At 51.9% G+C, this 13,932-nt stretch carries 13 protein-coding genes and 1 pseudogene; 2 read left to right on the forward strand and 12 right to left on the reverse strand.

Features of this window, described 5'->3' with window-relative positions; all coding sequences use genetic code 11:
- From ACEQ15_RS09270 to gspE, 11 genes are all read right to left on the reverse strand, one after another.
- Positions 1-1,415, reverse strand: a 1,415-nt coding sequence (locus tag ACEQ15_RS09270) for a secretin N-terminal domain-containing protein (RefSeq protein WP_370278863.1), incomplete at its 3' end; no start/stop codon positions are given.
- 5 nt (positions 1,416-1,420) lie between these two features.
- Positions 1,421-2,002, reverse strand: a complete 582-nt coding sequence (locus ACEQ15_RS09275) for a hypothetical protein (RefSeq protein WP_370278864.1) — start codon at positions 2,000-2,002, stop codon at positions 1,421-1,423.
- A 3-nt stretch (positions 2,003-2,005) separates the two neighbouring features.
- Complete coding sequence (gspM, locus tag ACEQ15_RS09280; protein WP_370278865.1) at positions 2,006-2,608, reverse strand: type II secretion system protein GspM; 603 nt, start codon at positions 2,606-2,608, stop codon at positions 2,006-2,008.
- On the reverse strand, positions 2,605-3,723 hold the full coding sequence (locus ACEQ15_RS09285; RefSeq protein ID WP_370278866.1) for a PilN domain-containing protein: 1,119 nt from the start codon (positions 3,721-3,723) through the stop codon (positions 2,605-2,607). Before ACEQ15_RS09285 ends, gspM begins: the two co-directional genes overlap by 4 nt.
- Positions 3,724-3,733: 10 nt before the next feature.
- Positions 3,734-4,621: a general secretion pathway protein GspK gene (locus ACEQ15_RS09290; RefSeq protein ID WP_370278867.1), complete on the reverse strand. Its 888-nt coding sequence runs from the start codon at positions 4,619-4,621 to the stop codon at positions 3,734-3,736.
- 19 nt (positions 4,622-4,640) lie between these two features.
- Positions 4,641-5,339 (reverse strand): type II secretion system protein J, encoded by a 699-nt coding sequence (locus tag ACEQ15_RS09295; protein ID WP_370278868.1) that lies wholly within the window; start codon positions 5,337-5,339, stop codon positions 4,641-4,643.
- Positions 5,336-5,740 carry a prepilin-type N-terminal cleavage/methylation domain-containing protein gene (locus tag ACEQ15_RS09300; RefSeq protein WP_370278869.1) on the reverse strand — a complete coding sequence of 135 codons (405 nt, stop codon included), beginning with the start codon at positions 5,738-5,740 and terminating at the stop codon, positions 5,336-5,338. The genes ACEQ15_RS09295 and ACEQ15_RS09300 overlap by 4 nt, the downstream gene beginning before the upstream one ends.
- Positions 5,733-6,179, reverse strand: a complete 447-nt coding sequence (locus tag ACEQ15_RS09305; RefSeq protein WP_370278870.1) for a GspH/FimT family pseudopilin — start codon at positions 6,177-6,179, stop codon at positions 5,733-5,735. The genes ACEQ15_RS09300 and ACEQ15_RS09305 overlap by 8 nt, the downstream gene beginning before the upstream one ends.
- A 30-nt stretch (positions 6,180-6,209) precedes the next feature.
- Positions 6,210-6,656 carry a type II secretion system major pseudopilin GspG gene (gspG, locus tag ACEQ15_RS09310; protein WP_370278871.1) on the reverse strand — a complete coding sequence of 149 codons (447 nt, stop codon included), beginning with the start codon at positions 6,654-6,656 and terminating at the stop codon, positions 6,210-6,212.
- A gap of 17 nt (positions 6,657-6,673) precedes the next feature.
- Positions 6,674-7,894 carry a type II secretion system F family protein gene (locus ACEQ15_RS09315; protein ID WP_370278872.1) on the reverse strand — a complete coding sequence of 407 codons (1,221 nt, stop codon included), beginning with the start codon at positions 7,892-7,894 and terminating at the stop codon, positions 6,674-6,676.
- A gap of 4 nt (positions 7,895-7,898) precedes the next feature.
- A complete protein-coding gene (gspE, locus tag ACEQ15_RS09320) occupies positions 7,899-9,623 on the reverse strand; it encodes a type II secretion system ATPase GspE (RefSeq protein ID WP_370278873.1) in 1,725 nt (574 codons plus the stop codon).
- 233 nt (positions 9,624-9,856) lie between these two features.
- On the opposite strand from gspE, the gene ACEQ15_RS09325 reads away from it, so the two are divergent.
- On the forward strand, positions 9,857-10,708 hold the full coding sequence (locus ACEQ15_RS09325; protein ID WP_370278874.1) for an SDR family oxidoreductase: 852 nt from the start codon (positions 9,857-9,859) through the stop codon (positions 10,706-10,708).
- A gap of 173 nt (positions 10,709-10,881) precedes the next feature.
- Positions 10,882-11,409 carry a transposase gene (locus ACEQ15_RS09330; protein WP_370278875.1) on the forward strand — a complete coding sequence of 176 codons (528 nt, stop codon included), beginning with the start codon at positions 10,882-10,884 and terminating at the stop codon, positions 11,407-11,409.
- 175 nt (positions 11,410-11,584) lie between these two features.
- Here the strand turns inward: ACEQ15_RS09330 and ACEQ15_RS09335 are convergent.
- Positions 11,585-13,516, reverse strand: a pseudogene (locus tag ACEQ15_RS09335) (propionyl-CoA synthetase); the annotation flags it as partial.
- Positions 13,517-13,932: the final 416 nt, after the last annotated feature.

The following is a 13,932-nucleotide window of genomic DNA, read 5'->3' on the forward strand; positions in this document are numbered from 1 at the left end:
GTAGCTTCTACCAGTACCTGCAGAGGCAGCACATCAAGCTTCTCGATAGCGTCTCTTACCTTTTCATAATCGATTGGACTGGAAAGGATCAATAGCGCGTTATTTTCTTCGTCAGCAATGATGCTTACGTCCCCCACATCCAGACTGGAGCCATCGCCACCTGCGGCGGTCACTTTGGTACGAGACGATGTGCCCGCATCTGTAGAACTGTCGGCACCGTCGCCCTCAGCGGTTTCGTTACGAGTTATTTGCGGACGGGCTGGCTCATCATCAGTGTCTTGTCTACGTTGGCTACGACGCTGCCCTTCGAAAAGCTCTGCTAACATCTCAGCCAGGTTTTCCGCTTTGCCGTTCTGAACGTAGTACACGTACATGTTCATGCCGCGGCGATCCTCTGCCCGATCCAGACGGCTGATCCATACTTTTACGTCGGTCAGGTATTTCTTCTGAGGTGTCATCACCAACAATGCGTTCAATCGCTCGATTGGCATAAACCGCACCAACCCCGCCAAAGGGCCTTCTGCGGAATCGCCAAAAATTGCCTCCAACTCTTCAACGATCACACTGGCTTCAACTGACTGAAGTCTGAACAATCCAACAGACATCCCTTTTAGCTGGTCAACGTCGAAGATACGAACGGTTTCACGGATGTTGATTAACTCCTCTTCGGTACCTGCAACGGTCAGTAAGTTGCGACGCTCGTCTACCTCGATAAGGCCTTTTTCCGGTTTCAGAGGTTCAAGGATCTTCATCATCTCTGAAGATGCGATATACCGCAGAGGCAGGATCAAGACCTGGTAACCACTGCCCGCTCTGAGACGGGTACGAGGTACAAACGCGCCGGCCGGTGCTTTATCAACCGGCACGATCTCGTAAAAGTTCTGTGATTTAAGCAGAACGGCGTCGTTAAACTGCAACAATGTTTCCAGAGTCGGAATCAGCTCATCCGATGATAGGGGGCGACTGGTTTGAAGATAGACTGTGCCACGTACATCCTCATCAAGGACGTAGTTCTTCTGTAAGATGTCGCCGAGGATGGTTTTTACTACTTCGCCAATCTCAGCATCCTGAAAGTTAAGGGTGATGTCCCCTTCCCCGGGTTCTAATGCTTCACGGGATGCAACCCCGAGATTCACCATGTTGCCGGTCCCTTGGTAGAGCTCCTGCGATGGACCTTCCTCGATTTCGGTTGTCCGGGACTGATCTTTAAAACGATCCGTCGATGGGGAAATACCCGATGGTGTTATATCCGCGGTGGTCTGACGGTCACTTGAACTATCGACCTGCTGGACCGCTTTCTTCTTCCAGGGGCTGTCAAGCGTGTCTCGTTCCCCACCAGGGGTTAGGCTGCACGAGCTGATCAGAGCACAGACGGATGCCAGTGCAATACAGCCAAATATTCGTTTCAGTTCCATCGCGACTAACCTCCGTTAGTACCGGATTTACCTGGCGCAACAGCCCTAACAGGTGCTCCTTGAGCGCGTTGCGTTCTAGTATTTGTGTTGGGTGATTGTTCTTGTTGCGCTTCCTGTTGGGCGTTACGTTTACCGCGATCCCGTTTTGGCGCTTGTTTCTCGCGCGGCTCCCATAGCTCTAACCGCGCTTGTTCGTCATTGCCTTCAAGTACGATGTAGTCTTGTCCGATCTCGCTGATCATCCATGTTTGATCCAGCGGCATACCCCGAGCGAGCGTTAACCGCTTCTCGCCTTTCTTCTGAGCCATGAGTGCCAACGGCGTGTCATTGTTCAGGATGATTCCGACAAGTCGCCAGGACTCTGCCAGTTCGCTCTGACTGACATCCTGCTGAAAGTCTTCAGTCTTAGGTTTTGGACGACGGGTGGAGTTAAATAACGGACGCTGGCTGATGGGCTCAAAGGTGTCGAGGGGTGGATATTCCGGTAACACGAGCTGTGAAACATCATCTTGAGCACGGAGATGGGCCGACCATAACAGCGTGGAAGCCAATACGGTGATCGCCAAAATCAAAGGGGATTTGTTCATTGCTTACCCCTCCTTACCACTGTGGCCGATCAGATCGAAGCGTACGTCCAATGAAGGCAGCTGGCGTCTGACAGGCTGATTTCGACGTGCACGGTTAACCCTTTGGGGTGCTCGGCGCACTGCGGATGAAATCACCAGGTTCTCAATAAACAGCAACGGCTTACCCGACTCTATCTGGTGCATCAGTTTCACGAGCTCATCGATCTCGCTGCGTACATGTACCTGCAGTGAAACCGTTGGCAACACTGTTTCTGTGTTTCTCTGCAGGATTTGTGTGCTGACGACCTGTCCGCCGGATTCAGAGACCATACGTCTTAGCTGTTGTTGCAGCTCCGCGGCAGCGAGTGTGGGTTTGGTTTCTGACAGATAGAGGTTGGCAATCGGGTTGTTTTGCTGCAGGTTTTCGAGCTCTTCTTCACTTTCAATCAGGCCTGAGGCTACCCGTTTGTACACGGCGATCTGGTGTTCGAGTCGTTCGACTTCCTCGCTTGCATTCACGTAGCGGTTATAGAGTGGTTCGAAAATCAATACGACTGCGGCAACGATAACCACCACCAGTATTGCCAACGCCAGCAAACGACTTTGATTGGGATTCATCGAATTCATTGCGTGGCCTCCCGTCTAAGCTGGGCGACAATCACAAAACGTTCTTTCTGATTACGGGGGTTGGAGGTCACCGGTGAGGAGAAGCGAACATTGCTTAGATACCCGGATCCCTCCAATAAACCAATAAGTGCAGATGCCTGGCCTGATTCGCCCTGGAGTTTCAGCTCATTACCACGTAGCTCAAGACGGCTGATCCAGGTGTTATCCGGCAGGAGTTGGGTCAGCTCGTTGACGAGCACAAGTGTGGATGGATCATCAATCTTTTTGTTAATCAGAAAACGCCTGCTCTCTTTCAGAAGCTTCACTTCATCGGCTACAGCTTGAGCTTTCTCTGCTTGCGCTTTCGGTACATTGATCTCGGTTTTAAGGACCTCTACTTTGCTCTCTAGCTGCAATACAGGCAGTGTTATGGCCGCAGCAAACAGCACCAGCAACAGCAAAATTTGCCAGCGACGAGAACGCTCTCGTTTGTCGTAAGCAGAATGCATACTGCTTGGAAGCATGTTCATGGAATAAAGGTTGTCGCTGGCCTCTGCCGCGGGTGCCATAACGGTTGGCGTAAGACCCATTCGAGCAAATTGATCGAGCAGAGGATCAACTTTGGATCGAACTGCGAGGGTTAAGGCAACACCTATTTTTTCGGTCTTTTTGTCACGATGGATAATGCGATAGCCGTAATACACCTGTTCTGCAGTGAATGGTGTATGTCGATCCATCTCAAAACGCAGCACATTCTCGAGGCCGGATTCGGTCGCTGCCGGAAGTTGAAGCGTTCTGGTCAGGAGTAACTTGGGTGGGAGTAGTAGTACGGTATCGTCGGCCTTATTGCGCAGGTCTATAAACGACTGATGGGTGTCACCGGACACCTGCCAGGTATCGCTCAGTTCAAACTGGGTGATCGGTTTAAAGTTCCCCCGACCACCATATCGGACGCTGCAGCGACCCTCCTCTATCTCGGCAAGCAGGTAACGACCTTTGCCTTGTAGTCGGTCACGTAGGCTGTAGGGGAGCATTCCCATTAATTCGCCCGTCCACCAGTGCCATATGCGTCCTAACTGGCTGAACGCTTTATTGGCCTGAGATTGAATTGCAGGCGATGCTGTTTGTTTTGCCATTGGAAGTCACCTAATAGTCAGACTCCAATCCTTCTACTAACGGCTCCTTTTTCTCACTGTTTCTGATGAGGTCAAATCGTGCGTTGGCGGCGGCGCTACGGCGACGAACAGTTACTTGTTTAAATGCCTTTGCACCCTGTCCAATAATTGCTTCCGTATGAATAGTGTAGTAGACACCCTGTAAAGTTGGTGAAATTAACTTGCCCTGGAAAGGTGGTGTTTCGGGTGGCGGTAGCCCTTGTTCGTGGTTGAGGCGGCGATCAGAGATGTATTGATCGACCATATCCTCGTCAGATCCTTCCAGTGACAGCAGAACCAAACGCGGTGCTACAAGCGGATTGATGCCATTTTTTAACGAATGGACAGTTAGCGCAGGACTGATGCGATCGTAGATCCAGTCTTCCATGCCCAATACCTTTTGCAGCTCCTCTACCGTTTCAAACGCGCCGTCGCGAGCACCGTATTCGTAGCCCGCGTCCAGGTAATCCTCGTCTTCCGCGCCGTTCAGTCGCTTAAGATCATCCTCGTCACGCCAATCGAGTATGGCGTCAACGACAGGTGTCGCGATCTCCTCCTCTATCTCTGCCACCTCAAACAGCTTGGCCAGATGTTCGGGAGTTACCAGATTGAGATCGATCTTGCCGTTTTCATCCTGGAGTGCCACGTGCACACGGGATTCGTCCAGATCCATGGAGTGCAGGCTGCCGTCTGCGAGCCATAGCTCTTCTCGTGGAAGCGTGAGACTCCAGATCGCCCAGCGTACGCCAGATTCAGCCGCGTAACGCACCTGTGTGCCCAGTGTCATGTTGCGGGCCAACTGTGCCTCTGTTCGGGTGACGGTCGATATATGCAGGGCGATCAGGGAGAGCAGAACCAGCAACCAAAGTACTGCAACCAATGCAAAACCGAATCTATTGTTAGAGCAATTTCTTAAATTCATAGGTGCTTGTTTTCGGAAGTATGTAGAGGTGTGGCCATTCCTCGTCTGAGTCAAACTCAAGTTGAATCCTGATTGAGCGAGGCATCTGTGCGTCATCCAACCATTCGTCTTCCCATACCGGATCGCCATTGTTATCGATGCGCAGGTAATCGAAAGTCACGCCGGTGAACTCCTGGTTGCCGAGTATGACTTCGCTTTCCAGTGCGAGTATCTCATCCACCTTTTCCTCCCAGACAATTCCTTGGAAGGCGGCGTTGTCTTCTTCATCAAAGTTGGTTGTCTGATTGAACGGCAAAAGGTTAAGTATCAAAGAGCGGTCTCCGTTTTCCGCCTCTCGTGTGCTGATCATGACCCAATACAGGTCGTCGAGACCGCCAAGTTGCTCCATGGGCGCAATAAACAGCACCTGATCTTCCCGACCATAAAATGCGGCCACGGCAACGCCGTTGTCATCACGTACCTTTCTAGGGCGCAATGACGACAGAACCCGACGCAGCGCATGCATCGATATGTAAGTGTCGTTACCTTGGTGGATGTTTTCGGATACCGCTTCCCAACTGCGAATCGCCAGATGCAGGCCAGATACCACGACAACCGCGAGCATGCTGGAAACGACCAATGCCACAATCATTTCAATCAGCGTAAAACCGCTTGAGCGAGTAACAGGCGTGGTCATAAGGTGTCCTCGTCTACGATGTAAATCGAGGAGAGTGTGAACCGTTCGCGGTCGTGATCACCCCAAATGACCGCTACTTCAACGCGATACGGCATAAAGGTGTAGACGGTACCCGGATCCTGATCCGGAAACTCCCAGGGTTCGATGTGCGCTTCCCAACGATACGCATCGTCAAACTCGCCCTCTCGCCGACCGACCTTCAGTTCCGGTGTACCGACTAGCTCGGACAGTTTGGATTCCGCCAACATCAGTGCATATTGGTCGGTGCTTGCGGTGCGACTGGTACGCATTGAAACCGACAGAATGCTCATGATTACGCCCAGTGACATGGATAACACGATGAAGGCGACCAGTACTTCGATCAGGGTAAAACCATTCTCCCGGCGGCGTGGGCTAGTCATTGATTGTCACCCTCCCCGTCAGCCAATCGACCGCGACTGTGTAACTCAGTCCGTCAGATTTGAGTGATACCACGCCTCCGGTTGAACTACCGTCAGGGTAAAAACGGATTTCAGGTGCATCATCTGAATTACCGAGTTCTCGGGAAAGTTCTAACGTGATCGACGCCGGCCACGTATATAGCTTTGATGAGCCGGTAACCTCTATCGCGAGTGGTTCTTCAATATAAACTGCCGAGATAACGTCCCCTTCCGCTATGGAGCGACTGCGGGCAAAACGCAGCAGCGCAGCAACTTTTTGAGCTTCGCCTTTGATCTCTACGCCCGGGATGAGTGCTGAAAACCGCGGGGCGACAACGCTGATTGCCATAACGGCAATGAGCATCGTGACCAGCAGTTCCAACAGTGTGAACCCGGACTGATTGTGTGACGAGGCATGCATGGTGATGTGCCTGTTAACGGCTAAGCCAGGTTATTCCCAGCTCACTACATCGCGATCATCCCCTTCGCCGCCCTCTTTCTTGTCGGCACCGTATGAGTAAAGGTCAAAATCACCGTGGTCGCCGGGCGACTTGTACTGGTAGGCCATGCCCCATGGGTCGTCACGAATCACTTTTTTCTTCAGGTAAGGGCCGTTCCAATTGCTCGCGCCGGATGGGGCATCGATCAGAGCGTTCAACCCTTCAGAGGTTGACGGATAGCTGCCTACCTCCAGTCGGTACAGGTCCAGTGCTGCACTCAGCTCCTGAATCTGCAGCGCGGCTGTTTTACTCTTTGAACCTTCAAGTTGCTTGAATACCTGCGGCCCTACCAGACTTGCCAGCAAGCCGAGGATCACGAGGACGACCAGAATCTCCAGCAAGGTGAAGCCCTTCTGCTTTCCTTGCGTGTTGCTTTGCTCAGACCTGTTAAATGCCATAACAAAACTCTCCTAAATCAGATCGGTATATCGTTGATACTCATGATGGCGACCAGGATCGACATGATGATCCCGGCAATCAAAATACCCAGACCTACAATGAGCACCGGCGTAAGAATCGAGAGTGCACGCTGGATTGCGGTTGAGACCTCCCGGTCGTATACGTCGGCAACTTTAAGCAGCATACTTTCTAATTGACCGGTTTCTTCACCGACCTGGATCATCTGCAATGCCAGCGATGGAAACAGCCCGGTAGCCTGCAGCGGCCCAGCCAGGTGTTTACCCTCTTTCAGGCTTTTTGTAGCTTCGTCTACCGCTCGTGCCATGCAGGTATTGGCGATCGTTTCTCGTGCAATACCCAGTGCGCTCAGAAGTGGCACGCCCCCTTGAACCAAGGTGCCCAGGCTGCGGCTAAAGCGGGCAGTGTCCACGCGCTGGCTTACCGCACCGATAAGCGGCATCGACAAACGTTTGCGATCCCACCACAAGCGCGTGTCCGGCTTTGAAAGCAGGTGTCGCCAATAGAGCAGTGCAGCGATGAGAATCAGAAGTCCCCAGTGAAAGTAATCCCGTATCCCCTCTGCCGCGGTGATGACAATCGCGGTTGATAGCGGCAGTGCCTGTCCCATATCAGCAAACAGTGTCTGAAATTGCGGAACCACGTAGGTGAGGATGATCAGCAGACATACTGCGGCAACAATCACCAGAATGATCGGATAGATAAGAGCCGATAAAACACGATCACGCAGCTCTTTGCTGCGTTCCAGATAGATTGAGAGCTGATCAAGTCCGCTGCCCAGGTCACCAGATACTTCTGCCGCCTGAACCATGCTGACGTAAAAGTGGGAGAAGGTATCGGGAATATCCGCAAGGACACGGGATAGCGGTAGCCCGCGCCGTACCCCATCCTGGATCGGTTGCACCAGTTCCAGCAGTTGTGGGTCGTCGCTGACCTCGTACATGATGTCCAGGGCCCTATCGAGCGCGATACCGGCCTGCATCAGTGCAGACAGCTGCTGGGTAAAGATCAACAGGCGTGCATCGCTCAGTCCCCGTCTGCCTACTTTGGTGTTGAGTAGGTCGGCGATGCTGAAGCCGCTCTCTCCCATCTCTATGGAGATTGGGATCAGGCCTTTACCCTGCAGCTGGTGCACTACGGACTGCTCGTCCGTCCCTTCCAACGCGCCACTGCGCGATTCCCCTTCGGCAGTAACCGCGCGGTACTGGTATAGAGGCATGGTCTCAGGCCTCCTGCGTTACACGAATAACTTCTTCGATACTGGTCATACCGGCCAGCGCTTTCCGGCAGCCATCCTCGTACATGGTGCGCATACCGGCTTCTCTCGCCGCTTCCAGCAATACACCGGCGTCCGCATGTTGCAGAACCAGTCGCCGGATTTCGTCGTTCATCGTCAGAATTTCTGTGATGGCTATTCGACCCCGGTAACCACTACCACCGCAGTGTTCGCAGCCTTTTGGATGATATAAACGCGTAATCGGATGCTCTTTCGCGCCTTTCAGGCCCAGCTCTTCGACAATCTCGGGGAGTGGTTCGTAGGCTTCACGGCAGTGAGGACACAAGCGCCTTACCAATCGTTGTCCGATGACACCGTTCAGAGTTGATGTCAGCAGATAGTCTTCCACCCCCATCTCAAGCAGTCGGGTCACGCTACTGGCTGCGTCATTGGTGTGCAGGGTAGAAAGCACGATGTGGCCGGTTAATGCGGACTGGACACAGATGCGTGCGGTTTCCAGGTCACGCATCTCACCCACCATGATTACGTCCGGGTCCTGACGAACGATCGAGCGCAGTGCGCTGGCAAAGGTGAGCCCGATTGAGGATTTCACCTGGATCTGATTGATCCCCTCAAGCTGGTATTCAACCGGGTCTTCGACGGTAATGAGTTTGCTCTGTTCGGTGTTGAGTTGGCTGAGTGCCGTATAAAGCGTTGTTGTCTTACCGCTACCGGTAGGGCCAGTGACGATCAGCATGCCGTGAGGAATTGTGAGTATGGAGTTGAGCTGGGCTTTGAGTTCCTCATCAAACCCAAGCGAGTCAAAGTCCAGGGCAACGGTTTCCCTGTCCAACAGACGCAGCACAACGCTTTCGCCGTGCATGGTTGGAACAGTTGAGACACGGATATCCAGGTCTTTACCCTGCAGGCGCATCTCAATACGGCCATCCTGCGGTAGGCGCCGCTCTGCGATGTTTAGCTTCGCCATGATCTTGATTCGCGAGATCACCGCGGGTGACATGTTAACGGGTGGTGCTTCACCGTCCTTTAGTACCCCATCGATGCGGTAGCGAACCTTCAGCCAGTTCTCGAAGGGCTCGATATGTATATCGGAGGCGCGGGCCTCAACTGCACGCTGAATAATAAGGTTTACCAGACGGATGACCGGCGCCTCACTGGCCATATCTTTAAGTTGTTCGATGTCCTGCTCTAGCGCTTGTTCGTCGGCGTCGACGCCCGCAAGGATGTCGCCCATCTTGCTGTGGCCTTCGCCGTACAGGCGCTCAACAGCGTTATCCAATTCTGTGGCAACCCCCACCCGGCAGGCTACCGGCTGGCCGCTGGCTTCTTCGATTGCGGTAACCGTAAAGCTGTCCTGTGGATCCGCCATTGCGATCACGAGCTTCCCGTCTTCTTCAAAAAGCGGCAATACGTGATTTTCCTTCAGGAATCGATAAGAGATCTGGTCTCGCAAGAATGCATCGCTGGGAAACTCTCGCGAGCTTACGAGCGGAATTTCATAGAGGGATGATAACTGGGTGGCGATATCGGTTTCAGACACGAGCCCGAGCCGAATGAGCAGTGACGCTATAGGCGTGTCATCACCGCTGCTCTCGCGCATCTGTATCACACGTGACAAATCATTTTCAGACAGGCATCCCGCCGCTACCAGCGCTTCACCGAACGCTTGAGCATCAACAACCGGTGAGGTCCCTTCAGATGAAAGATTCATCCAGATATCCTCCGGCATCAGATTATGTGCCACACAACCGCTTAGGAATTGATGTTCTGAAATCCTTACAGTTGTTTATATATTGATCAGTTGGTCTATTTCCAATAATAGACCCAATTCTGATCAGTCCACCTACTCTCGCCGGAATTCATAGGTGAATTATTTAAACGCATCGTTTTCTGATAGCATTCCCGACTCCTTTTTTGACGTGCATTTACGGTGGTATCGGAGCTATGACCAAGGAAATTCTTATCACAGGTTGCTCAACCGGAATCGGTTATGAATCAGCGCATATGCTGCGCTTACGCGGATATCGGGTATTTGCCACCGCGCGTAAAATAGAGGATGTGGAGCGTCTTCGCCAGGAAGGTCTGGAAGCCTATCAGCTTGATCTGGATAGCACTGAGTCCATCAGTGAGGCGTTGGATTGGGTATTGGAACAGACCGGCGGCACACTGTATGCCCTGTTTAACAATGGCGCGTATGGTCAGCCCGGTGCGGTAGAAGATCTTACCCGTGATGTATTGCGTCAGCAGCTCGAAACCAACCTGCTTGGCTGGCACGAACTGACCTGCAAAGTGTTGCCTATCATGCGCAAGCAGGGATACGGTCGAATTATTCAGAACAGCTCTGTTCTGGGTTTGATTACGCTGAAATACCGCGGTGCGTATAACTGCTCCAAGTTTGCACTGGAAGGCCTGACCGACACCCTGCGCCAGGAGCTGCATTGCAGCAATATCTTTGTATCGCTGGTTGAGCCTGGTCCGATCACCAGTAAATTCCGTGTGAACGCCTACGAAGCTTTTAAGGCGAATATCGATACCGAACACAGTGCACATAAAGAGGTGTATGCGGCAGTTGATCGCCGCTTGGCAAAGAAGGATCTGGAGCGTGGTAACGACCCGTTCACGTTGGGGCCTGAAGCCGTTGTAGAAAAAGTGGTACATGCATTGGAGAGCAAGCGCCCTAAACCGCGATACTACGTCACCTTCCCTACCTATCTGTTTGCATACCTGCGCCGCATCCTGTCTGCCCGCTGGCTGGATTACATCCTGCGCCGCGTCTCGGATGATGAGAATAAGTAAACGCAGAGGCAGTTGTTAGGCATCGCTTCGCGATGGCTAACCTACAAAGATTCCGTAGGTTGGTCATTTCACAGAAATGCCCAGCATAATTGCACAGACATACGTAGGTTGGTCATTTCGCATGAAATGCCCAACACCTACCAAAAAATCAAATTTCACAAGGAGTGTGAATCATGAGATATCGAAGAAGCGATGTCGCTGGCGGTACCTATTTCTTTACCGTTAACCTTCAGAACCGAAACCAAACAACGTTGGTCGATGAAATTGACCTGCTCAGGTCCGTTTTCCTAACAACAAAGGCCAAACACCCTTTCAAGATCGATGCCATGGTCGTTTTGCCAGAGCATCTGCATTGTATCTGGACCCTTCCACCCGATGATTCTGATTTTTCGATTAGGTGGAGAGTCATCAAAGCGGCTTTTTCACGTGGCATCGCGAAATTGAATCCAGTTAACGAAAGCCAATATCGTCGCCGTGAGCGTGGGATCTGGCAACGTAGGTATTGGGAACACCTGATACGTGACGACAATGATTTTGCCCGTCATGTTGATTACATCCACTTCAATCCTGTAAAGCATGGATATGCAAACCGCGCATCAGATTGGCCGTACAGCAGTATTCATCGGTATATCAGATCGGGGGATATAGATCCGGATTGGGGCGTATCGAGCGATTTCGTAGGCAAATTTGGTGAAAGGTAATCTTTGTGTTGGGCATCGCGTTGCGATGGCCAACCTACACACACGATATCAAACGTAGGTTGGCCATTTCGAAGAAATGCCCAACATTTCAACCGCCCAAAAACGAAAAAAGGCGATCCGAGGATCGCCTAAAACTGAGCTAAGGGTTGGAACTTCAGTTTCTTATGTGAAGCCCTTAAGCCGTTACCAGGCCGTGGCTTCCCATAATTTCTTCGATTTCCGGCAGAGATGCTGGATCATCGATGGTGGACGGGATGGTGTATTCCTGACCATCAGCGATCTGACGCAGCAGTTTACGCAGGATCTTACCGGAACGTGTTTTAGGTAGACGCTGTACGACGATTGCACGCTTGAAGCAGGCAACTGCACCGATCTCTTTACGAACCAGAGCAACCAGCTCGGCTTCCAGATCTTCTTCTTCGATGTCTGCGCCGTCTTTCAGCAGGACAAGACCTACAGGCTGCTGACCTTTCAGCGGATCGTTGATACCGATAACCGCACACTCCGCTACTGCGTTGTGGCCCGCTACGATCTCTTCCATCTCACCGGTAGACAGACGGTGACCTGCAACGTTAATTACGTCATCGGTACGGCCCATGATGAATACATAACCGTCTTCATCTTTGTAACCGCCGTCGCCAGAGCAGTAGTATCCAGGGTACTCTGACAGGTAACCGGTACGGAAACGCTCGAAGTCGCCCCATACGGTTGGCAGGCAGCTTGGAGGCAGAGGCAGTTTCAGCGCGATGGAGCCCTGCTCACCTGCTGGCAGTTCGTTACCTTCCGGATCCAGGATCTGTACGTTGAAGCCAGGAACAGGAACAGTAGAAGAACCTGGCTTAGGATCTTTCATCTCTACGCCGGTCAGGTTACCGCAGATCGCCCAGCCGGTTTCAGTCTGCCACCAGTGGTCAACAACTGGCTTGCCGGTCTTCTCAACAGTCCAGTGGTAAGTAGGCGGGTCAAGACGCTCACCTGCCATGAAGATGGTTTCCAGCTTGGACAGGTCGTATTTAGCCAGCTCGCTCGCTTCAGGATCTTCTTTCTTGATCGCACGGAATGCAGTTGGTGCAGCGAACAGTGCTTTACAGCCGTATTCTGCACATACACGCCAGAATGCGCCTGCATCCGGAGTGCGCACCGGTTTACCTTCGTATACAACGGTAGTGCAGCCAGCCAGCAGTGGGCCGTAAACAATATAGGAGTGACCTACTACCCAACCTACATCGGAAGCAGCCCAGAATACGTCGCCCGGCTCCATGTTGTAGATCGCTTTCATGGAGTACTTCAGCGCAACAGCGTGGCCGCCGTTATCACGTACAACACCTTTAGGCTTGCCGGTAGTACCGGAGGTGTACAGGATGTACAGCGGATCAGTACCTTTCACTGGTACGCAATCAGCAGGTTCTGCGGTTTCCATCGCTGCAGTCCAGTCGATGTCACGACCTTCGATCAGAGATGCTTTCACTTCCGGGCGCTGCAGAACAACGCATGCAGATGGTTTGTGGGCAGACTTTTCAATCGCCTGGTCCAGCATCGGCTTGTATTCGATAACTTTCGAAATTTCGATACCGCAGGATGCAGTCACGATCACTTTTGGCTCGGCATCGTCGATACGTACCGCCAGCTCGTGTGGTGCGAAACCACCGAATACCACAGAGTGGATAGCACCCAGACGTGCTACCGCCAGCATGGCAACAACTGCTTCAGGGATCATTGGCATGTAGATAACAACACGGTCGCCCTTTTCTACGCCCTGTGCTTTCAGTACGCCGGCAAACTTAGCAACTTCGTCACGCAGTTCGCGGTAAGTCAGCTTACGTTTGCTATCAGTTACCGGAGAGTCGTAGATCATTGCCAGCTGATCTGCGCGGCCGTTTTCTACGTGGTAATCCAGTGCCAGGTAAGCGGTGTTCAGTTCACCGTCAGCAAACCAGCGATCAATACCGTTGTCATCCTTAGACAGGATGTTCTCAGGCTTCTTGAACCACTCGATAGCTTCGGCCTTTTCACCCCAGAACGCTTCCGGAGTTTCGATGGACTTGTTGTACTCTGCTTGATAGGACATAGCGCGGGTCCTTTCTTTGTCTTTGTAGTTGTTAATCTGTCTTAGTCGTCTAGGGTCTTTCTTATTATTGTAGACAGTTGACCCCTTTAAGTTCTGTCACTTTAACCGACCAGCGCGAGAAATTAACTAATACAAAAGGTTAATATTCTGGCTATGTGCCCGTATTTATTAGGGTTTGAGCGGATTTGTTGATCTGGGTCGTACGACTAAGGATTGAGTTAGGATTGTCGACAATGTTGGTGTTTTGACTGGTTTTGCAGGTGCGTGATGTTCTGAAAGGCAGAAATAGCGGGGATTTGGGCCTAAATTGCAGACACAAAAAAAATACATCTAACTAAAAATTAGATAGAAAACTTAGAAAAGCCTTATAGAACGAGGCCTGTAAGGCTTTTATCTAATATTATGCATTTTTATCTAATTTTTAATGCCTTTTGTTGCCCGTCAGAGCCTCTTAG

The sequence above is a fragment of the Pontibacterium sp. genome (genome assembly GCF_964228735.1).
In the GTDB taxonomy this organism is placed as follows: domain Bacteria; phylum Pseudomonadota; class Gammaproteobacteria; order Pseudomonadales; family Balneatricaceae; genus Pontibacterium.

Bases quoted from the DNA above. Each gene is read 5' to 3' on its own strand.
- gspE (WP_370278873.1), bottom strand. From the start codon at position 9,623: ATGAATCTTTCATCTGAAGGGACCTCACCGGTTGTTGATGCTCAAGCG.
- ACEQ15_RS09330 (WP_370278875.1), top strand. From the start codon at position 10,882: ATGAGATATCGAAGAAGCGATGTCGCTGGCGGTACCTATTTCTTTACC.
- ACEQ15_RS09325 (WP_370278874.1), top strand. From the start codon at position 9,857: ATGACCAAGGAAATTCTTATCACAGGTTGCTCAACCGGAATCGGTTAT.
- ACEQ15_RS09315 (WP_370278872.1), bottom strand. From the start codon at position 7,894: ATGCCTCTATACCAGTACCGCGCGGTTACTGCCGAAGGGGAATCGCGC.
- gspG (WP_370278871.1), bottom strand. From the start codon at position 6,656: ATGGCATTTAACAGGTCTGAGCAAAGCAACACGCAAGGAAAGCAGAAG.
- ACEQ15_RS09300 (WP_370278869.1), bottom strand. From the start codon at position 5,740: ATGACTAGCCCACGCCGCCGGGAGAATGGTTTTACCCTGATCGAAGTA.
- ACEQ15_RS09295 (WP_370278868.1), bottom strand. From the start codon at position 5,339: ATGACCACGCCTGTTACTCGCTCAAGCGGTTTTACGCTGATTGAAATG.
- ACEQ15_RS09275 (WP_370278864.1), bottom strand. From the start codon at position 2,002: ATGAACAAATCCCCTTTGATTTTGGCGATCACCGTATTGGCTTCCACG.
- gspM (WP_370278865.1), bottom strand. From the start codon at position 2,608: ATGAATTCGATGAATCCCAATCAAAGTCGTTTGCTGGCGTTGGCAATA.
- ACEQ15_RS09305 (WP_370278870.1), bottom strand. From the start codon at position 6,179: ATGCATGCCTCGTCACACAATCAGTCCGGGTTCACACTGTTGGAACTG.
- ACEQ15_RS09285 (WP_370278866.1), bottom strand. From the start codon at position 3,723: ATGGCAAAACAAACAGCATCGCCTGCAATTCAATCTCAGGCCAATAAA.